This is a genomic window from Salinicoccus halodurans (assembly GCF_900114445.1).
GTDB lineage: Bacteria > Bacillota > Bacilli > Staphylococcales > Salinicoccaceae > Salinicoccus > Salinicoccus halodurans.
Map to the genome: position 1 here is coordinate 390,861 of NZ_FOTB01000002.1, position 19,544 is coordinate 410,404.

20 protein-coding genes are annotated in these 19,544 nt (G+C 46.4%); 9 read left to right on the forward strand and 11 right to left on the reverse strand.

Features of this window, described 5'->3' with window-relative positions; translation table 11 throughout:
• Positions 1-37: 37 nt before the first annotated feature.
• The 4 genes from BM271_RS06190 to BM271_RS06205 are packed head-to-tail and all read left to right on the forward strand — an operon-like array spanning position 38 to position 3,891.
• Positions 38-1,627, forward strand: coding sequence for a gamma-glutamyltransferase family protein (locus tag BM271_RS06190; RefSeq protein WP_046791573.1), 1,590 nt, complete (start codon positions 38-40; stop codon positions 1,625-1,627).
• 10 nt (positions 1,628-1,637) lie between these two features.
• Positions 1,638-2,174 carry a chromate transporter gene (locus BM271_RS06195; RefSeq protein WP_046791007.1) on the forward strand — a complete coding sequence of 179 codons (537 nt, stop codon included), beginning with the start codon at positions 1,638-1,640 and terminating at the stop codon, positions 2,172-2,174.
• Entirely contained in the window at positions 2,171-2,698 is a 528-nt protein-coding gene (locus BM271_RS06200) for a chromate transporter (protein ID WP_046791006.1), read from the forward strand. The genes BM271_RS06195 and BM271_RS06200 overlap by 4 nt, the downstream gene beginning before the upstream one ends.
• Positions 2,699-2,730: 32 nt before the next feature.
• A complete protein-coding gene (locus BM271_RS06205) occupies positions 2,731-3,891 on the forward strand; it encodes an aminotransferase class I/II-fold pyridoxal phosphate-dependent enzyme (RefSeq protein ID WP_082103695.1) in 1,161 nt (386 codons plus the stop codon).
• A gap of 43 nt (positions 3,892-3,934) precedes the next feature.
• Here BM271_RS06205 and murJ read toward each other — a convergent pair whose 3' ends face one another.
• Together murJ and BM271_RS06215 are read right to left on the reverse strand one after the other, a co-directional pair.
• Complete coding sequence (gene murJ / locus BM271_RS06210; protein WP_046791004.1) at positions 3,935-5,461, reverse strand: murein biosynthesis integral membrane protein MurJ; 1,527 nt, start codon at positions 5,459-5,461, stop codon at positions 3,935-3,937.
• A 14-nt stretch (positions 5,462-5,475) separates the two neighbouring features.
• Positions 5,476-6,498 (reverse strand): ATP-grasp domain-containing protein, encoded by a 1,023-nt coding sequence (locus tag BM271_RS06215; RefSeq protein ID WP_046791003.1) that lies wholly within the window; start codon positions 6,496-6,498, stop codon positions 5,476-5,478.
• Positions 6,499-6,693: 195 nt separating this feature from the next.
• Here BM271_RS06215 and BM271_RS06220 point away from each other — a divergent pair, with 195 nt between their 5' ends.
• Positions 6,694-7,527, forward strand: coding sequence for an aldo/keto reductase (locus tag BM271_RS06220; RefSeq protein ID WP_046791002.1), 834 nt, complete (start codon positions 6,694-6,696; stop codon positions 7,525-7,527).
• A gap of 99 nt (positions 7,528-7,626) precedes the next feature.
• On the opposite strand, the gene BM271_RS06225 is transcribed toward BM271_RS06220, so the two are convergent.
• The 6 genes from BM271_RS06225 to BM271_RS06250 form a co-directional block, all read right to left on the reverse strand.
• Positions 7,627-8,706 (reverse strand): glycerate kinase, encoded by a 1,080-nt coding sequence (locus BM271_RS06225; protein WP_046791001.1) that lies wholly within the window; start codon positions 8,704-8,706, stop codon positions 7,627-7,629.
• Positions 8,703-9,590, reverse strand: a complete 888-nt coding sequence (locus BM271_RS06230) for an acetamidase/formamidase family protein (RefSeq protein WP_234960463.1) — start codon at positions 9,588-9,590, stop codon at positions 8,703-8,705. Before BM271_RS06230 ends, BM271_RS06225 begins: the two co-directional genes overlap by 4 nt.
• Positions 9,591-9,636: 46 nt before the next feature.
• Positions 9,637-10,668 carry an NADH:flavin oxidoreductase/NADH oxidase gene (locus BM271_RS06235; protein WP_046791000.1) on the reverse strand — a complete coding sequence of 344 codons (1,032 nt, stop codon included), beginning with the start codon at positions 10,666-10,668 and terminating at the stop codon, positions 9,637-9,639.
• 116 nt (positions 10,669-10,784) lie between these two features.
• Positions 10,785-11,204 carry an arsenate reductase (thioredoxin) gene (gene arsC, locus BM271_RS06240; RefSeq protein WP_046790999.1) on the reverse strand — a complete coding sequence of 140 codons (420 nt, stop codon included), beginning with the start codon at positions 11,202-11,204 and terminating at the stop codon, positions 10,785-10,787.
• A gap of 16 nt (positions 11,205-11,220) precedes the next feature.
• Positions 11,221-12,525, reverse strand: coding sequence for an arsenic transporter (locus BM271_RS06245; protein ID WP_046790998.1), 1,305 nt, complete (start codon positions 12,523-12,525; stop codon positions 11,221-11,223).
• Positions 12,525-12,869 (reverse strand): ArsR/SmtB family transcription factor, encoded by a 345-nt coding sequence (locus BM271_RS06250; protein WP_052749904.1) that lies wholly within the window; start codon positions 12,867-12,869, stop codon positions 12,525-12,527. The genes BM271_RS06245 and BM271_RS06250 overlap by 1 nt, the downstream gene beginning before the upstream one ends.
• 152 nt (positions 12,870-13,021) lie before the next feature.
• Here BM271_RS06250 and BM271_RS06255 point away from each other — a divergent pair, with 152 nt between their 5' ends.
• From BM271_RS06255 to BM271_RS06265, 3 genes are all read left to right on the forward strand, one after another.
• A complete protein-coding gene (locus BM271_RS06255; RefSeq protein WP_046790997.1) occupies positions 13,022-13,963 on the forward strand; it encodes an agmatinase family protein in 942 nt (313 codons plus the stop codon).
• Between the two features lie 51 nt (positions 13,964-14,014).
• On the forward strand, positions 14,015-15,232 hold the full coding sequence (locus tag BM271_RS06260) for an Nramp family divalent metal transporter (protein WP_046790996.1): 1,218 nt from the start codon (positions 14,015-14,017) through the stop codon (positions 15,230-15,232).
• Between the two features lie 75 nt (positions 15,233-15,307).
• Positions 15,308-15,724 carry an OsmC family protein gene (locus tag BM271_RS06265; RefSeq protein WP_046790995.1) on the forward strand — a complete coding sequence of 139 codons (417 nt, stop codon included), beginning with the start codon at positions 15,308-15,310 and terminating at the stop codon, positions 15,722-15,724.
• 43 nt (positions 15,725-15,767) lie between these two features.
• Here BM271_RS06265 and BM271_RS06270 read toward each other — a convergent pair whose 3' ends face one another.
• Both BM271_RS06270 and BM271_RS06275 read right to left on the reverse strand, forming a co-directional pair.
• Positions 15,768-16,382, reverse strand: coding sequence for a hypothetical protein (locus BM271_RS06270; RefSeq protein WP_046790994.1), 615 nt, complete (start codon positions 16,380-16,382; stop codon positions 15,768-15,770).
• 50 nt (positions 16,383-16,432) lie between these two features.
• Entirely contained in the window at positions 16,433-17,899 is a 1,467-nt protein-coding gene (locus BM271_RS06275; RefSeq protein ID WP_046790993.1) for a potassium/proton antiporter, read from the reverse strand.
• Between the two features lie 73 nt (positions 17,900-17,972).
• Between BM271_RS06275 and BM271_RS06280 the strand changes: the two genes are divergently transcribed.
• The gene (locus BM271_RS06280) at positions 17,973-18,686 is read left to right on the forward strand and encodes an ATP-binding cassette domain-containing protein (protein WP_046790992.1); all 714 of its coding nucleotides are present in this window, start codon (positions 17,973-17,975) and stop codon (positions 18,684-18,686) included.
• Here the strand turns inward: BM271_RS06280 and coaW are convergent.
• Positions 18,681-19,478: a type II pantothenate kinase gene (gene coaW, locus BM271_RS06285; protein WP_046790991.1), complete on the reverse strand. Its 798-nt coding sequence runs from the start codon at positions 19,476-19,478 to the stop codon at positions 18,681-18,683. The genes BM271_RS06280 and coaW overlap by 6 nt on opposite strands.
• Positions 19,479-19,544: the final 66 nt, after the last annotated feature.

Consider the following 19,544-nt stretch of genomic DNA (forward strand, 5'->3'; position numbering starts at 1 on the left):
TTTCATGATTGAATTTTCAGAAAGGGGATGTTGGCAGATGGACCATTATAAATATCCGTATTTGAACAGACGGTTCAGTGTGTATGCAAAAAATGGAATGGTGGCGACCACCCATCCGGTGGCCACAGAAGCAGGGATAGAAATGCTGAAACGTGGAGGGAATGCCATGGATGCCGCGATTGCCACCGCAGCTGCACTGACTGTAGTGGAGCCGACCAGCAATGGAATCGGAGGGGATGCCTTCATGATCGCCTGGATGGACGGCAGTCTCCATGGCATGAATGCAAGCGGCCGTTCACCCCGGACGCTGTCTATGGAAGAAATCAGGTCAAGGGGATACAGCGAAATGCCCAAGTACGGCTGGCTGCCTGTCAATGTTCCCGGCGTGCCCGCGGCATGGGCAAGCCTGATAGGCAAGTTTGGGAAGCTGACGCTGAAAGAAGTGCTCACACCGGCAATACGTGCAGCAAAAGATGGATTCGCCATCACTCCTACGGTCGCCCGATATTGGCGGACGGCGTATAAAAATTTCAGCAGAGAAGTGGAAAACTTCGAAGAGATCCGCCCGTGGCTTGAGATTTTCGGCAATGTGGAGGCGGGCGAAATCAGAACTCTGCCTTATCATGCGGATACGCTTGTGGAGATTGCGGAGACAGAAGCGAAAAGTGTATACGAAGGTGCACTTGCTGATAGAATAGTGGAATACAGTAAAAGGACCGGCGGGTTGATTACGCATGAGGATCTGAAAAATTTTGAAATCGATTATGTGGACCCGGTCAGTGTGGATTACAAAGGGTATGATATCCATGAAATCCCGCCAAACGGCCAGGGCATCACTGCTCTGATGGCGCTTGGAATGCTGAAGGATGATGAGTTCAGACATCTGGACGAGGAAGCGTATCATTATCAGATCGAAGCAATCAAGCAGGCATTTGCTGATACGACCACATTTGTGGCGGATAGGGATCATATGACGGTGTCGGGTAAAGATCTGCTGGAACCTGGATATTTGGAACGGCGACGGACAGAAATCGGCGGAAGCGCAGCCTTAAGGGAACACGGTGACCTCCCCCGCGGCGGCACAGTATACCTGGCGACGGCTGACGGGGAGGGCAATATGGTCTCTTATATCCAAAGCAACTACATGGGCTTCGGCTCAGGGGTCGTCATCCCGGAGACGGGTCTGGCTTTACATAACCGGGGCCATAGTTTCTCAATGGATGAAAACAATCCAAATTATGTTGGCGGCGGAAAGAGATCCTTTCATACGATCATACCGGGCTTTATTACCAAAGGCGGGAAACCTGTAGGACCGTTTGGTGTCATGGGCGGATTCATGCAGCCGCAGGGTCATCTGCAGGTGGCGATGAATCTGATCGATTACGGAATGAATCCGCAAAGTGCACTGGATGCGCCAAGGTGGCAGTTCAAATCAGGTATGGAAGTCGAAGTGGAAGACCGCTTCGATCATGATATTGCACGGAGTCTCGCACGGCGGGGTCACAGGATCAGCGTGAATCTGGAACCGAATAGCTTTGGCAGGGGACAGATCATCATACGCGGCAAAGACGGTGTTCTCATAGGGGGCAGTGAATCACGGACTGATGGTTCAATTTCTATATATTAGGTGAAAAATTATGCAGATGAAGATATTTTGGGCTTTTTTCAAAGTGGGCATGCTGGGGTATGGCGGAGGGCCGGCTTCCATACCACTGGTCCATAAAGAAGTGGTGGATACATATGAATGGATGACGGATGAGGAATTCCAGGATTCCCTGGCAATCGCGAATGTGCTTCCCGGTCCGATCATTACAAAACTGGCGGGCTATATCGGTTTTATGAAAAAAGGATGGGTGGGCATGGTGAATGCAGTATTTGCTGCCATTCTGCCTACGATCATCCTGATGATTGTCCTGCTCAAACTGTTTACGGAATTCAAGGACCTTCCCTGGGTGCAGGGGATGAGCCACGGCGTCATACCGGTTGTCGGCGTCATGCTGATCATATTGACGTATGAGTTTCTGGAAAAGGCGAAAGCGAAGACGACCTGGAAATTCATCACCCTGTTTACACTTGTTTCATTCCTGCTGCTCGCAGTGCTTGACATCCACCCGGCAATTGTCATTTTATTGATTGTTGCTTTCAGCCTGTTCAGAAAGGAAGGGAGAATATGATTTATCTGAAGATATTCATCGCATTCTTCATTCCCGGCGTATTGGGATACGGGGGTGGACCTTCATCCATTCCTCTGGTCGAGCAGGAAGTGGTGCAGAATTATGGATGGATGAGTTCACAGGAATTCGCAGAAGTCCTTGCGCTTGGCAATGCCCTGCCGGGTCCGATTGCCACCAAGATGGCGGGATTCATCGGTTTTGAAGTCGGCGGTGTGTTTGGAGCGGTGACTGCAGTTGCCGCAACCGTGCTTCCTTCACTGATGCTGATGGTTTTTCTGGCGGGTGTGCTGTACAAAATGAAAGGGACGAAGAAATTTGAAACGCTCACGACACTGATCAGACCGGTGATTGCGATTCTGCTCGGCGTGATTGCGTTTGATTTTTTCGGAAGTGCCTATGTGGAATCAGGCGCTGTACACACAGTTATTCTGATGACTGCGAGCTTTATAATGCTGAAGAAATTTAAAATACATCCTGCACTGGTGATCATTTTCGGACTGGTGTACGGGGCAATCCTGTTATGAATGCATAGAATTACTGATAAAGGAGAATGAATGTGCCGGAGTTGAACAGATTATTGAAAAACGTAGGTGTACCGGGAACCAGGCAGATGGCGAACAGAGTGGCCCAGATGCCGGGCAGTATTGATCTGACACTGGGCCAGCCGGATTTTCCGACACCTGGATCTATAAGGAACCGAGTCATGAAGGCTGTAGAAGATCAGCCTATGAAATATTCCCATAACCGGGGAACGCTTGAACTGAGGACGGCGATTACAGAGTTCTACAGGAAGAAATATAGTGCAGATTATAATCCCGATGATGAGGTCATTGTTACAAATGGCGGGAGCGAGGCACTGGATACGATTTTCCGTACAATTATCAATCCCGGGGATGAAGTGATCATGCCTGCCCCGATCTATACAGGTTATGAACCTATAGTAACCATGCTGGGTGCAAAAACGGTACTGGTTGATACGACGGATACAGATTTTGTTCCTGTTGCCGAAAAGATTGAAGCGGCAATAACGGACAGGACAAAAGCAGTGCTTCTCAATTACCCGAATAACCCCACAGGGGCAATTTATCCGAAAGAAACCATAGAGTCCCTTGTGAAACTGTTTGACAGGCACGATATTTTTGTCATTGTTGATGAAATGTACTCGGAAAATACTTTGGACGGGACGCATCACTCATTTACAACTTATCCTGAAATCAAGGGTAAACTACTCGCCGTCAACGGGCTCAGCAAATCCCATGCGATGACGGGATGGCGTATCGGATGGCTCCTGGGGAGTGACGAAATGATTGAGAAACTGACACTTGTCCATCTGTACAATACTTTGTGTGCAAGCATGCCGAGTCAGATTGCAGCACTTGAGGCATTGACCGGTGCTGCTGATGCACCCGTGGAAATGAATGCGGCGTATATAGAAAGAAGGAACTATATTTATAAGCGGCTTATGGATATGGGACTGGATGTTGTACTGCCAAGGGGAGCGTTTTATATATTCCCATCCATAAAAGAATATAATGAAAGCTCATTCGATTTCGCGGTTGAACTGCTGGAGAAAGCCCATGTCGCAGTCGTGCCTGGTTCTGCATTCTCAAAGTATGGGGAAGGTCATATCAGGATTTCATTTGCAACAGGCATGAAAAACCTTGAAGAGGCGGCAGACCGGCTGGAAGGATTTTTGCGCGGGAAAAAAGAAGATTAAAACAGGGGCCATCCATCTCAATTGGAAATGGGCGGCCCTGTTTTTATTTATTTTTTTTTCTGAAGCGTGTCAGAACAGAATTTGCGAATTGGTCGGCACCTTCCACTTTCATCGTGTAGATGAGTCCGAAATACAGAAGGACCATCAGGGGGAGAGCAAAGACCAGTGTTGTTTTATCTTCCGCACCGGTTCCGGCTACATTGAACATCAGCCATGCTGCGAACGATGATACCCCAGCGGCCCCTGTAATTTTGATGACAGAAGGCACAAGTCTTTTCAGGTGCAGCCTGCCGAGTTTCCTCTGCAGCCCTTTAAACAGGAGCATCACTGTAAGCAGGGTGGCGATGCTTGTGGCAAGGGCCAGTCCGCCGATGCCGAGAACGGGCGCCAGCATGAAATTCAGGAGAATATTGACAGCTACCGCAATCGCACTGTTGACCATCGGTGTCTTTGTATCCTGAAGGGAATAGAATGTACGTGTCAGTATCAGGTTGATGCCGGCTCCCACCATTCCTATGGAGTAGAAGAAAAATGCGGCTGTAGTGAGCTGGACAGCTTTTTCATCGAAAGCACCCCGGTCGAACAGAAAGCGTACAATCGGTTCAGCAAAAACCATGGAACCGATTGTGGCAGGGACGATCAGCAGCAATACGCCTGTAATTGTCTGATTCATAGTATGTTTAAGCCCTTCAATATCACCTTTGGCTGCTTTCTTCGATATGTCCGGATAAAAGACGGTTACAAAAGAAGAGACGAAAATTCCTATGAAGGAAGTGTTCAGCGTATTGGCGTAATTGATGGATGATATCCCGCCGATGGAAATCCAGGACGCCAGTGAACGGTCGACCAGACGGTTGATCTGGGATACGCCCGACCCCAGTATGACTGGCAGGGCGAGCACTGCCATTTCCTTGATGTGCCTGTCTTTTGGATTGAATACCGGCTGGAAACGAAAAGAATGCCGGTATGAAAAAAACACGATGATCAGAAACTGGACGAACAGTGCCAGAATATTTGCCGCAGCCAGTACATATATCCATTCGGTCTTACTGCTTATAATGATCGCTGCAATCAGTACTGCATTCATCGGTATGCCGATGAGTGACGGCACTGCGAATACCTGCCTGTAGTTCAGGTAGGCACTGAGGATTCGTATGACTATGGTGAAATATATGCCGAATATGCTGAAGCGGGTGAACAGGACGGCAAGGGTCAGTGTTTCCCCTTCGAAACCGACAGCAAATATTTTAACGAGATACTCTGTGAAAATCAGCACCAGAATGACAATTCCGGTACAGATCACCATCAGTATACTGATCAGATTATTTGTGTATTTTATCCCCTCTCTTTCTCCCAAACGGTTTTCAATCCGGGAGTACAGGGGGATATAGCCGGTTGAAATTCCGGCCGCGATGACTCCGAATACGACAGTTGGTATGCTGATTGCCAGCAGAAAGACATCACTGACTTCAGAAGCGCCGTAGAAATAGGCAAGTGTCAAATCTCTTAAGAAACCTGAAACTTTGGAAATGATGGTCAGTACCATCAATAGTATGACTGCTTTTTTCATCTTAACCCTCTTATTTATTCTTCGTATACGAAAATCTGGTCCCTGAATCTCAGCATCCTCGTATTCCATACAGGATTGACTTTGATGTGATTCCCCAGTAAACAATATTCAAGGAACAGTGAGGGGAAATTGACTTTTGCGCCCAGACTCATCACCTGGCTGCCGCAGAACCGCGGGTTGATATCTGTCAATTTATAGCCTTCAGCTGATTCCATGAACTGGATATTGATGAATCCGTCATTGACGAGTGCTTCCGTAATTTTCGTAGAAGCTTTGATTAAAGCTTCATTATGAACGACTTTTCCGTCTAGTACAATATTATTGGATACACCCGTCCGTTCCCGCGGCACAGCAACTATCACTTTACCGTCGTGAAGATATACGTCGACACTGTATTCTGTGCCGTTAAAATAAGTCATGGCGAGTTTGCGTTCGCGGGCATCAATCGTCAGGCAGTAATCTTCAAAATCCAACACATTCCTTTTACCTGTTTTCAATGCATTTATATAATTATCCTTGTCTGTCAAAATGGCAAAACCAAGAGATGCATAACTGTTTACCGTTTTAACGACGAAGTGGGAGTCATCATTGAAAATCTGTGACTTGATCTGTCGAAGATCCTGGGCTGTATCGAAACCTTTATATGTCGGAATAAACTCTCCGAGTCCGCAAGCTTCAAGTTTTTCATAAACAGACTCCTTATGCATCAGAGCAGGGAAATCATCACTGACAGGGAGTGCAATGATCGGTTTGAATTCGTCGCGGCTTTCATGGAATATGAATACTTCCTCATGAAGGGAAGGGAAAATGATGTCGATTTTTTCCTTTTCCGATATTTTATATACAGTATCAGTATAGGCTTCTATATCTGTATAGCGCGGCACCTGGTATGTCTGGTCACAGAAATGATGGCCGGAAGTGACTTTCCGTCTGTCCGTACCAATTATACTGACATCCCGGCGTTCCCTCAGCCCCTGGATAATCCCCTGTGCAATGGGTCCTCCGATTCCAGTGACCAAAACATTTATTGTATTCATTTTAAAACCATCCATTCTTTTTCTGCTTATATTTTCCCAGTAAGTATCTATAATATATTTTAACAGACCATACACGGTATTTATGATTAAATAAAATTAAAATATTATTATATTGATGTTAAAATACAGTTAAATGAAGGCGGTCGATTTCCCCTTCATTTATTTTGAAATAAAATATACCAGGAGGATGTGCGCATGAAAATTTCAAAGCAGGACACCTATACTCTGAATAACGGTGTAAAGATGCCGGTAATCGGATTTGGTGTATATAAAATTCCGGAAGAACAGATGAAAGAAACAATCGATGCAGCACTTGATTCGGGCTACCGTCATTTTGACACAGCCGCTTTCTATGATAATGAAAAGGCACTGGGCGATGCATTGAAAGAAACGAATGTTTCACGTGAAGAACTTTTCATTACAACAAAAGTATGGAATGATGATCTTGGATACGAAGAGACATTGAGAGCGTTTGAAACAAGTCTTGAAAAACTGCAGATGGATTATCTCGATCTTTATCTGATCCACTGGCCGATTGAAGGAAAATATACAGATGCGTGGAGGGCGCTCGAAAAACTTTATGAGGATGGAAAGGTAAGAGCAATCGGAGTGAGCAACTTCCACAGTCAGCACCTGGAAGAGGTCTTCCGGATCGCAACTGTCAAACCCATGGTGGACCAATTGGAATATCATCCGCAGCTGGCCCAAAAAGAAATGAAGATCTTCTGTGATGAACATGATATTCAGATGGAGGCATGGGCGCCACTCAAACGCGGCGTATTTTTCGATGAGCCGGTCATTCAGGAACTCGTTAAAAAGTACGGAAAAACACCTGCACAGATCGTTTTGAGATGGGATCTCCAGACAGGTGTATCCACCATCCCGAAATCCGTGACGCCTGAGAGGATCCAACAGAATATCGATATCTTCGATTTTGAACTTACAGCAGAGGATATGAATCAGCTCGACACACTGGATACGAATAACAGGCTCGGGAAGGATCCGGATGATTTCAGCTTTGACGATTGATGGCGTGCCGGGACGTGCAGTCCCGGTTTTCTTATGCTTTCGTTGATGCAGACAATGGTCACATAATAAAAAGAACAGGTCTCTCAACCTGTTCTCAGTTTACTGCTTGAATACTTTTCTGATCAATTCTGCCAAATACTCCTCGGTATTTTCCATGACTGCTTCAACATCAGTATAATCATCAGCCAACGCATAGGTTCCAGCAAAGTGGCCGGAAAGATTTTCGGTAATCTGACCGGATATCAGATACACGGGTTTTCCATGCCTGTCTGCAATTTCAGCAACGATTGAAGGAGCTTTTCCGTCCATTGTCTGGAAATCGCTTTTACCCTCTCCTGTAACGACCAGGTCAGCGTTTTTGATTGCTTCTTCAAGTCCAATCATGTCAGCAACCAGTGTTCCGCCTTTTTCCATGGCTGCACCTAAGTTCATAAGCATCCATCCGAGCCCTCCGGCCGCACCTGCACCGGGGACCTTGCTGTAATCTTTTCCGAAAACCTGTGTGGTTTTATGGTGCAGATGGATCAGCAGGTCTTCAAACGTTTCAACCTGTCCTGGTTCAATCCCCTTTTGCGGTCCAAATACAGAGATGGCGCCGTCAGGCCCGAATAGTGGGTTGGTGACATCTGAAGCAATCGTCATAAACACATCATCCAGATTGAAAAGACTGTCTGTGAGTATTTCTTCGATATTTGCGATATCTTCGTTCATTACTGAGACAGGCTGTCCAAAAGTATCTTTGGCCATGCCGCCGAGTCCCATGAACATGCCGAAGCCGCCATCATTGGTTGCCGAACCACCCAAGCCGAGGATGATATGCCGGGCGCCGCGGTCCACTGCATGCAGGATGAGTTCGCCGACTCCGTATGATGTCCGGCTGATTGGTCCGGAACCTGTCAACAGGTGCAGCCCGCATGCCTCTGCTGTTTCGATGACAGCAGTATCTTCACTCATGTAATAAACAGCCGGCACAGTGTGACCCTCGGGCCCGGTGACATTCAAATCAATCTTTTCGTAGCCTTCATTGCCAAAGCAATGGAGCAGTCCGTCCCCGCCATCGCTCATTGGTTTGGGGATGCCGGCATGGCCGTTTTCTTTGAGAACTCTGGCCATAATATCCGCAACATCTTTTTGATTCAACGTCCCTTTATAGGAATCCGGAGCAAGTACGATTTTCATGATTTCAACTCCTGACCGTAATCAATCGAATAGTGATCCAAAAGATAATATGGAATGAAAAAGCGTGCCGTTTTCAATGGATCGACTACCTGGTTGATCTGAGCTTCTCCCACAAGGCTCATCAACATTGCGATTTCAGGCAGCGGCAGATCAGTATGGGGTTTGAGCAGTTTGATCATCTGTCTGACGGATTCATCTACCGCTTCGTCCAGACTTTCATGTGAAACCATCATATTGATGCCTTCCTCATCAATCAGCACGGGATGGTTCGTATTGATACTGGCAGCCTTTTCCAGCTTGACTGTAACTGCTGCACCGATTTCCAGACCGCTGATGCCAACTTCGCCGTCCCCCATCCTGGCATGTACATCCCCCAGGCCGAATAGTGCTCCGTCATGGAAAACGGGCAGATAGAGCACTGTGCCCTCTGTTATCTTTTTGCAGTCCATATTCCCGCCGTGGGCTCCGGGGGTACTGTTTGGCACCGGCGCATCATATGGTGCATTGCCGATGACGCCGATCATAGGATTGAGCCGTATTTCCAACCCATTGAACCCCGTTGTATTAAGCGCTGTATCCACATCAAACATTTTTATAAAACGCTCTTCAATATAATCTTTCATAACACCGCCCGAGGGCCCGACCGTTGCAAGCCCTCTGTCTTCGAGCTCGATTTTTCCGATCGTGACTTTAAGAACATCCCCGGCAGCTACACCGTTGACGAAGATCGGTCCTGTTGCAGGATTCTGCCGGCTCCAGTCCACAGTATCAAAATCCATATCAGGAGAGGTGATCTGATTTTCAAAACAATCGACCGTATGGATACGCACAGTATCTCCGTCATCAATTTGCAGCACAGGATCGATGTCTTTGGACATTGTCATAGTAGAGATGGGAGTCATCCAATGTGTATTTCAAAAAAACACCCCTTTAAATCTTTCTGAACCCTCTTTCATACTGTTCGGGGATGAAGGATCTGTCCGCAGGATTCTGTTTGCGGTTTGCATTCATCACCCAGTAAGGATCGCGAAGCAGCCCGCGGCCGATTGCTGCAAGATCGGCATCTTCGGATGCAATGATATGCTCGGCGACGTTCACGTCTTCAAGCAGACCCACTGCAATGACTGGGATATCTGCCTCTTCTTTTATGCTTCTTGCATAAGGCACCATGTAGCCGGGGTAGGCACCCGGAAAACGATCTTTGGACGGCGTGCCTTCTCCGCCGGCTGAGACATCAATCACGTCGGCTCCGGCTTCTTTGTAGCGTTTGGCAAGCTCAATGCCATGCTCCAGATCATAGCCGCCTTCAGCAAACTCAACAGCAGAAACCCTTATGATCAGCGGCATGTCTTCAGGCATGACGGATTTGACCGCTTCGATGACCCTGCTTCCAAACAGACCGAGGTCCTGTCCGTATTCATCATCTCTTTTATTCGTAAGAGGGGACTGGAACTGATGAATCAGATAACCATGGGCACCATGGATTTCAATCGTATCAAATCCCGCCTCGACAGCCCGTACAGCCCCCCATTTGTATGCATCCACCATTTCGTCGACTTCCCCGGCAGTCAGTTCGTGCGGTGTTTTGAATTCATCACTGAAGGCGATTGGAGAACTGGATACAGGTTCTTCTGTATCCTGGGCTTTCCTGCCTGCATGACCAAGCTGGATGCCGATTTTTGCGCCCTGCCTGTGGCAGGCGTCTACTACCCGTTTATAGTGAGGAACATGACCGTCGGACCAGATGCCCAGACAATGGTCTGTAATTCTTCCCCGTTCTTCGACATTCGTCATTTCAACCATGATGAGACCAGTACCGCCGACAGCCCGTGAAGTATAATGTGTGAAATGCCATTCATTGGGGATTCCATCTTCAGCACTGTACTGGCACATTGGTGCCATAACCACCCTGTTGCGAAGTTCCAGATTCTTAATCCTGTAAGGTTCAAATAATGTAGACATCAAAAATTCCTCCTTTAATGTTAATTTTATTGTTACGGAAAGTCAGGTAAACATCAAAGATAAAGACTCGATTTTTCATAAAAATCCCCCTTCGATTTCAGAAGGGGGATGGAGATTCATTTTCCGTTCTCTTTAAATTCAAGAATTCTTTCTTCGACAGCGTCTCTGACATCCTGGAATGCGGCATACACTTCCGCGTCCGTACCGGTCGCTTTGGCAGGGTCGTCAAATCCCCAGTGCATCCGGGTGACATGAGGAGGCGTCACAGGACAGTTCTCATCGGCGTCTCCGCAGAGCGTGATGACATAATCCGATTTATCCAGGAGGTCTTTGTCGATGATGTTCGATGACTGGCCGGTAATATCCACACCGGCTTCATCCATGACTGATACGGCCCTGGGGTTCATACCGTGTGCTTCAATCCCAGCGGAATAAACGTCGTAGCTCCCGCCCAGATATTTATGGCCGAAACCTTCGGCGATCTGGCTTCTGCAGGAGTTTCCTGTGCATAGAAAATAAATAATTGGTTTTGACATATTGAGTCTCCTTTAGTTATGAAATGATGAGGAGCCATGCAAACAATCCGAATAATGTAATGAACAGGACCGGTATTGTGAGTATGATTCCTATTTTGAAATAATATCCCCAAGAGATATGGACGCCTTTTTTCTTAAGTACATGCAGCCAGAGCAGTGTGGCGAGGGAACCGATCGGTGTGATTTTCGGACCCAGATCCGAACCGATCACGTTGGCGTAGATCAGTCCTTCTTTGACCAGTCCGGTTGCGCCGGACTCCGCAATGGCAAGGGCATCGATCATGACTGTCGGCATATTGTTCATCACAGAAGATAATATTGCGGCAGTAAAGCCCATCACCATCGTTCCGATGAATAACCCCTGGTCGGCTGCAAATCCGATGAAGTTTCCTAAAATGTTTGTCAGACCGGCATTTTGAAGGCCGTATACAACTACATACATACCGAGTGAGAAGAATACGATATCCCATGGTGCGCCTTTTATCACCTGGCGGATGGGTACAGCGTCGCTGTTTCTGGCCATGATGATAAAGAACAGGGCAATGATGCCCGCGATGATCGATACCGGTATTTCAAGCGGTTCACTGAGGAAATATCCGATAAGCAGGAACGCCAGTACAACCCAGGACCAATTGAACATCTTAAGATCACGGATCGCCTCGCGCGGCGCTCTAAGTTCTTTAACGTCGTAGTCAGCCGGCAGATCTTTTCTGAAGAAGATATAGAGGACGATGATGCTTGCAAGGATGGAGAACAGGTTGGGAACAATCATCCTTGAAGCATATTCTATAAATCCGATTCCGAAGAAATCTGCGGAAACGATATTGACCAGGTTGCTTACGATAAACGGCAGCGACGCAGTATCAGCGATGAATCCGCTGGCCATGATGAAGGGCATGACCATTTTTTCTGTGAAATTCAGATTCCTGACCATCGCAAGAACGATTGGCGTCAGAATCAGTGCCGCACCATCGTTGGCAAAGAGTGCAGCAACAACAGCACCGAGGAGAATGATATAGACAAACAGCTTCAATCCATTCCCGCGGGCAATCCGGGCCATATGTAACGCGGACCATTCGAAGAACCCGATTTCATCCAATACGAGTGAAATGAGGATGACCGCGACGAAAGTAAGCGTTGCATTCCATACGATTCCCCAGACGGTCGCCACATCTCCAAAACTGACGACACCGAAAATCAGCGCGATGAGGGCACCCGCACAGGCTGACCATCCGATACCCAGGCCTTTTGGCTGTCTGATTACGAGAAACAAAGTGGCAAGAAATATAATTATGGCAATTACGGCAGTGGAACTTTCCATTAACAACAGGACTCTCCTTCACATGCAGAAAGCAGCTGGTCTACTTGTGCATCAATTTCCGGTATGGCTGAAATGAGGGCAGGAATCATATCATAGTACTTACTTTCTTTATCGAGCGACAGATAAGTCCAGTATCCGTCCTTTCTCGCTTTAACAAGTCCCAGATTTCGCAGTTTCTTCAAATGCTGGCTCACTGCAGGCTGGCTCATTCCGAAGCATTCGGTAAAGTCACAGACGCAGCATTCCTTTTTATTCATCATGGCGATCATAGAAAGTCTTGTCGTATCACCGAGAACCTTAAAAATTTCTGCAGTATCTGAGATGTTCATTTTAACTATTTCCAATTTTTAAACCCCAATCTATATAATAGAATGCTTATGTAATATATTTATTATAAGGGCAATTAATTATATGGTCAATACTTGTTTGAAACTTCCTTATTTAGGATAAATGAATATCATATTGTCTGAATATTAATAACATGGAGGAATCATCGATGAATTCAAATATCTATGGTAATACACCCCCGATGCTTGGCGGGAAAAACTTAACGGGTGCGAGTGACTATGATACAGACGCGCTTGTTTACGGCGTGCCGTGGGAAGGGGCATGCACCTGGGGAGATTATACAGGCAGTGAACTTGGTCCTAAACAGATCAGGATTTCTTCTGCCAGATACAGCACTTATCTGCCGGAACTGGATCACATCAATGTGGAAGACCATATGTCCATTGGTGATGTGGGGGACGTGAGTGTTATACCTCATGATGTACCAGGGACAATGGAACGCATTGAGACATTCACGGAAGATTTGTGGAAGTCCGGGAAATTCCTTGTCGGTCTTGGCGGAGATCACGGGATTACCTATCCGGTAGTCAAAGCGCTGACGAATACAGGCAAAAAAGTGGGGATCATACATCTCGATTCGCACTATGACAACATGCCGCATCATGAGGGGGATAAATTTGCACGCAGTACGCCGTTCATGCGTCTCTATGAAACTGAAGGGGTGAGGAATGAAAGTCTGATCCATACAGGCATAAAAGGACCAAGAAACAAACCTGAAACCGGTAAATATGCGCAGGAGAACGGTGCAGTTACTCTGACAATCAATGATATTAAAGAAGCGAAGGATTTAAAAGCTTACGCAAATGAAATCTATGACATGGCATCAAAAGATGTGGATGTCGTCTACCTGACAATTTGCAGCGATGTTCTTGATTTCGCATTCAATCCGGGAGGACCGGTAGACGGGAACGGCCTCACTTCGTATGAATTGGTGACGATGATTTATGAATTTGCGAAAAGAGGGCTTTGCGGTATGGATTTCGTCGAAGTATACCCGCAGCAGGATGCCAACCAAAATTCTGCGCACTTTGTATCCACGGCAGTATTATATGTCCTGGCCGGACATATTCACGGCGGACATCATAAATAAGTGAAGGAAGGGGGAACCCTTCCTTTTTTAAACATTAGGGGTGTAGAAAATATGTTTGCTAAAATCAAGGAAAAACTGAAGATTTTTGGTCCGGGGGCGATTGTTACAGCCTCTTTCATCGGACCGGGGACTGTGACCACAGCAACACGTGCCGGAGCCGGTTTTGGTTTCGCATTACTCTGGGCAATTATTTTCTCAATCATTGCGACGATTGTACTCCAGGAGATGGTTGCAAGAATCGGTATTGTAACAAAGCAGGGACTGGGTGAAAACATACGTGATCTGTTTGATAATGTCATACTTAAATTCGCGGCAGTCTGGATTGTCATGATTGCAGTCTGCGTAGGCTGTGCAGCGTATATCAGCGGTGACCTGCTCGGCACTTCGCTCGGTGTCTCTTATTTATTTGGCGTGCCTGAAAATTATGTGGCACCGATAGTCGGTATAGTCATTCTGATGCTTGGGCTCAGCGGCAGTTATAAAATCATAGAAAAAGTGATGCTTGTTCTGATTGTGCTGATGAGTTTCACTTTTATAACAACAATGTTCGTTTCCGGTCCGGGTATCGTGGAGATATTGAAAGGGGCCTTCATTCCGGGTATTCCAAACGGATCCATTTTAATGATCGTCGCTTTGATCGGTACTACGGTGGTGCCGTATAATTTCTTCATCCATGCTTCTACAGTAAGTGAAAAATGGGACAGTGCAGAAGGGCTGAGGGAATCCCGCTGGGATACGATCATCACGATTACCGTCGGGGGCATCATTACCGCTGCAATACTTATCACTGCCGGTGCTTTGATCCAGGGGCGTGAAGTGACAAGCATCGTTGAACTGGCGGCGCCACTCGAACCGCTGATGGGAGACTGGGCGCCATTCTTCATCAGTATCGGCCTGTTTGCAGCCGGCTTATCCTCAGCAATCGCCTCTCCGATGGGTGCAGCAGTGACAGTAAGCAGTTTCATGAGATGGGAGGGCGGTGTCAACGGTACCAAATATAAAATCGTATTCAGCCTCGTCATCGGTCTGGGTATCGTAACATCAGCGCTTGGCTTTGAACCGCTTGAAGTGCTGCTGTTTGCACAGGCTCTCAACGGTCTGATCCTGCCCATCATTGCCATACTCATCATGGTTGTCATCAATAAGAAAAACTTCATGGGCAGACATGTAAATCCTTTATGGCTTAATATCGTCGGCTGGGCAGTGGCGGCTGTCGTTTCATTCCTGGGTGTCTACAGTCTTGTGGATGCCGTAACTGCCTTTGCATAAGATGAATGAATTTCAAACTACAGGCGTTTTGATTTATAATTAGTATGAGTATAGTTGGAAAGGGTGTCAGTAAGTATGAAAGTGAAGACAAAATGGCAGGGCGGCATGGCTTTCAATTCGGTTGGAGAAAGCTCGGGATATGACGTTACGATGGACGCTTCGGGTGAAGTGGGCGGTAATGACAGCGGCCCGAGACCGATGGAAATGGTTCTCCATGGCGTGGCTGGATGCATGGGAATCGACCTTTGTGTCATCATGCGCCGCGAGATGGATAAGATTGAGTCCATTGAGATAGATATCGAGGGCGACAGAAGAGACACTGAACCCAAAAGCTTCAAGAAGGTGGATCTGACAGTGAAGATCAGGGGAGATGTGAAAGCAAAGGTCGCACAAAGAGCAGTCGATTTGTCAGCCGATAAATATTGTTCTGCCATCAACTCATTGAATGCAGAAGTGATAACCCATCTTGAACTTAATGGGGAACGTCAATAGGAAAAACAGGTACATCCAAAAATCTGGATGTACCTGTTTTAAATTAATCAGCGCCTTCGTCCGTATAAAACTCTGTTTCTGACAGATCTTTAAACTGGATGATGATTTCTGAAATCCGGTCTTCCTGTGTATAATTCATCATGACATAATAACCATTGTCGTTATCACTATCGTAGATCATACGGAAATCGGAAGTTTCATCTGATGTTGGCCAGCCAAAGTTTTCCACAGCATCATTTTTGTAAAAATTCTCAGGGAATATGATGATGCCGTCCGCTTTAAGTTCACTCAGGTTTTCCACATTTTCAACAGAAGACGGAAAGTTGAATCCGATGTGATCATAATGATAATATGTGCCGTCAATGCTACTGCCTTTCCCGGCCGGCTCCCCCAGAGTGTCCACCATGTATGCGTAGCTTGAATGGACGGTGACCGTCCTGTACTCGTAGCTTCCATTGAAAAAATTTGATATGAAAGCAGGACGGGTTACATCGATTGGATTGATTTCAGGCGGAGCCTGTTTTTCTTCGGTGCGGACTTCCTCTGTATCTTCTTCTGTTGATTCCTCCGGCGTTCTTTCATCTGCCGGATCTCCGGAGATGCCAAAGCAGGCAGTGAAAGCCAGTGATACAAATGATAGGATCAGGAAAAATTTCATTATATTCAACTCCTGCTTTTTGATTATCTGTTAAAGACTTCTTAAACATGCTATTTACCCATTCCTGATTTTTTGGATCTGCCGAAATATTCTTCTGCCTCTTTGCGCAGCCTGCGGGGCATCATTACATAAATGAAGTCATCAGAATGCATTCGAGTGTCACCGTCCGGTGTGATAAGAACATTTTCACGCAGCACGGCGATTATCTGTATATTTTCAGACAGGTCCAAATCTCTGATTTTCACATCTTCATATGCATAATTCTTTGGCAATTCGATTCCGTATATATCATTTTTTGTTTGCCCGAGAGTGAGCAGCTCTGTAGAATGTGAGGGACTCTCACATTCATCTTTTTCAAAGCCCAGCCACTTTGCGACAGGTGTAATGGTACTGCCCTGCAGCAAAGCGGAAAATATTACGATGAAGAAGACGATATTAAAAATCATATAACCATGCTCAATCTCATCGACAAGTGGATAGGTGGCCAATACGATCGGCACTGATCCCCGGAGGCCAGCCCATGAGAGAAACAATTTCTCTCTAAAGTTGAATCTGCTGAAAACGAGTGTAAGGAATACACCGATCGGTCTTGCGATGAACATCAATATCAGTGCCATTAAAATGCCTTCAAAGGCATAATTGAAAAATTCTTCCGGAAAAGCTAGAAGTCCGAGCATTATAAACATGACGATCTGCATTGTCCATGCAAGTCCTTCATTGAAACGCAGTATGGAATATTTGTAAGTCAGAGACCGGTTGCCCATGAAGACGGCCATGACATAGACGGCGAGCAGGCCGCTGGCTTCTGCGAATTCTGTGATTCCGAATGCAAACATTGCGAAGCCGAGAGACAATACAGGATAAAGGCCGGAAGCTTCAAGACTGATTTTATTGATGGCAGATATGCCAATCTTACCAATGAGGATACCGGCAGCCAGTCCGGCGCCCATCTGCCAGAAAAATGTGAGGATCAGAGACAGGACATTTGTGCCGCCGGGCATTTCGATGATGGAAATGATGGTGACTGTCAGGAAGACGGCCATGGGATCGTTGGTTCCGGACTCAGTTTCCAGGGTAGAAGACAATTTTTCTTTAATGCTTTTACTGCCAAAAGCAGCGAATACTGCAGCTGCATCGGTTGAACCGACTATTGCACCGAGCAGAAAAGCAGTCATTAAATCCAGATCCAATATAAAGTATGCGAATATACCCAGGATGAAACTGGTAAGCAGCACGCCAATCGTTGCCAGAAGCAATGCGGGTACGGCAACTTTCCTGATTCTTGATATATTCGTCTGCAGACCGCCCTCGAAAAGTATGACTACCAAAGCGGCCATACCAATGGTCTGGGTAAGTTGTGCATTATCATAATAGATTATCTGGTTTAACAGAAGACCGATAATAATGAACAGTACGAGGGACGGAACTCCGAGGCCGGAGGCAAACCGGGTCATCATGACTCCGGATATGAGCAGCACTGCAATCAGCAATATAGGTTGATCCAGAAAAAATGACATCTAAGACCTCCATGGCTTCTTTAATTATGATTATAGGGTACTGATTTATAAAATACTAGCGGAGGTGACCGGTGTGCTTACAATTGAAAAGCTTAAACTGGATTATGGAAAATTCCGGATGAATATAGAAGATTTAAGTTTTGGGAAAGGACTCCATGCCGTACTCGGGCCGAACGGCAGCGGGAAAAGTTCATTGATGAGGGCGATACTTGGATACAGTGATGATTCTATAAAGATGCGGGATATTTATTACAGGGGAAGTAAGGTTGGAACGACACATCAGTTTCTAAGCTACCTTCCGCAAGACAGTCCCGTGTTCCGAATCACTGCAGATGAGTATATCAATATGACAGCTGATCATCAGAATGAAGATCTGTATCAAAGTCTGATTGAAACATTTGAGCTGGAAAATTTCACAGACCGGACGATAGAAGTGTTGTCCGGCGGGGAATTCAAGCGGGTGCAGTGTGCACAGATCGCGATGGAGCAAAAAAACATCATGATGCTTGATGAGGTTGAACAGGGACTGGATCTTAAATATCAGCATCAGATATTGAAATGGATGAAAGCTGAAGCGGACAAAAAAACAATCATCGCAAACATGCATGATGCAGCCCTTGCGATGACTTATGCAGATACTGTTACGATGATCAAAGACGGCAGGGTGATTGCTTCGGGGATCGGTCCGGACAGAGTCACATCAGAAATGCTTTCCGATTGCTATTCCATTCCACTCACAATAGAGAGGCGGAAAGACAGCTTTGTGGTCTTTCACAATACTCTATAATACTGCCCCGATTGCGCCGGAATATTCACCGTTTTCGATAATATGGGCATTGGCTCCCTTGAGTCCGGCATATCTCTCTATGATTTCTCTCATTACATCGTTATTGAGCAGGGTGGAACCGATAAAGACAATCTCTTTCGTGTCGAATCCATCAGCGAGGCTTATGCCGATTGCGGTTACGGTCTCGGCAACCAGGCCGATGACTGCCTGGAGCTTGTCTGCATTGCTCAAATTATGAATGTTGCCGCTGAGGACATTGCCGAAGTTGCTCGCAGTGAGATCTCCCGGAATCGGGGTAGGCCGGCCGGCATAAATATGGTGGACCTGAAGATCGACTTCATCCCTGTTTCCTTTTTCGGCCAGTTTGATGATCTCATCATAGGAGTCCATGTCAGTAAGAAGTTTGGACAGCCCCATCAGAGTGCCGCCGCCGACTCCAGACCCGCCTACCCGTGTCTGCCCGTCTTCATCTGCCTGATGAAAACTCGTGCCTGTCCCGACGTTCAGGTAGACGAAGCGGCCGATTGATAATTCCTGTTCTTTCATGAGTGCAGTCAACCCTCGGAATGTCGCGTCGAACTCGACTGACATTCCATATGTACAGTTCAATTTCTCATCCATATATTCCGCCTTACCGCCGGTAAGATATATCTCATCTTCTGTATGATGGGTATTAAGTTCATCAATCAGGATATCTATTTCTGAAGATGATCTTTTTTCAAACCGTCTTTCTCCATTCTTAAGGTAGACGATTTTTAAAAGTGTCCCACCTGCGTCAATTCCGATTTTCATAATTAGCCTCCAACAAAAAAGAATGTCATTGGATTTATTATACCAATGACATTCTTCTTTTTTAAC

Excerpts from the sequence above, each read along its gene's own strand:
- BM271_RS06190 (WP_046791573.1), top strand. The coding sequence starts at position 38 with ATGGACCATTATAAATATCCGTATTTGAACAGACGGTTCAGTGTGTAT.
- BM271_RS06195 (WP_046791007.1), top strand. The coding sequence starts at position 1,638 with ATGCAGATGAAGATATTTTGGGCTTTTTTCAAAGTGGGCATGCTGGGG.
- BM271_RS06200 (WP_046791006.1), top strand. The coding sequence starts at position 2,171 with ATGATTTATCTGAAGATATTCATCGCATTCTTCATTCCCGGCGTATTG.
- murJ (WP_046791004.1), bottom strand. The coding sequence starts at position 5,461 with ATGAAAAAAGCAGTCATACTATTGATGGTACTGACCATCATTTCCAAA.
- BM271_RS06215 (WP_046791003.1), bottom strand. The coding sequence starts at position 6,498 with ATGAATACAATAAATGTTTTGGTCACTGGAATCGGAGGACCCATTGCA.
- BM271_RS06220 (WP_046791002.1), top strand. The coding sequence starts at position 6,694 with ATGAAAATTTCAAAGCAGGACACCTATACTCTGAATAACGGTGTAAAG.
- BM271_RS06225 (WP_046791001.1), bottom strand. The coding sequence starts at position 8,706 with ATGAAAATCGTACTTGCTCCGGATTCCTATAAAGGGACGTTGAATCAA.
- BM271_RS06230 (WP_234960463.1), bottom strand. The coding sequence starts at position 9,590 with ATGACAATGTCCAAAGACATCGATCCTGTGCTGCAAATTGATGACGGA.
- BM271_RS06235 (WP_046791000.1), bottom strand. The coding sequence starts at position 10,668 with ATGTCTACATTATTTGAACCTTACAGGATTAAGAATCTGGAACTTCGC.
- arsC (WP_046790999.1), bottom strand. The coding sequence starts at position 11,204 with ATGTCAAAACCAATTATTTATTTTCTATGCACAGGAAACTCCTGCAGA.
- BM271_RS06245 (WP_046790998.1), bottom strand. The coding sequence starts at position 12,525 with ATGGAAAGTTCCACTGCCGTAATTGCCATAATTATATTTCTTGCCACT.
- BM271_RS06255 (WP_046790997.1), top strand. The coding sequence starts at position 13,022 with ATGAATTCAAATATCTATGGTAATACACCCCCGATGCTTGGCGGGAAA.
- BM271_RS06260 (WP_046790996.1), top strand. The coding sequence starts at position 14,015 with ATGTTTGCTAAAATCAAGGAAAAACTGAAGATTTTTGGTCCGGGGGCG.
- BM271_RS06265 (WP_046790995.1), top strand. The coding sequence starts at position 15,308 with ATGAAAGTGAAGACAAAATGGCAGGGCGGCATGGCTTTCAATTCGGTT.
- BM271_RS06270 (WP_046790994.1), bottom strand. The coding sequence starts at position 16,382 with ATGAAATTTTTCCTGATCCTATCATTTGTATCACTGGCTTTCACTGCC.
- BM271_RS06275 (WP_046790993.1), bottom strand. The coding sequence starts at position 17,899 with ATGTCATTTTTTCTGGATCAACCTATATTGCTGATTGCAGTGCTGCTC.
- coaW (WP_046790991.1), bottom strand. The coding sequence starts at position 19,478 with ATGAAAATCGGAATTGACGCAGGTGGGACACTTTTAAAAATCGTCTAC.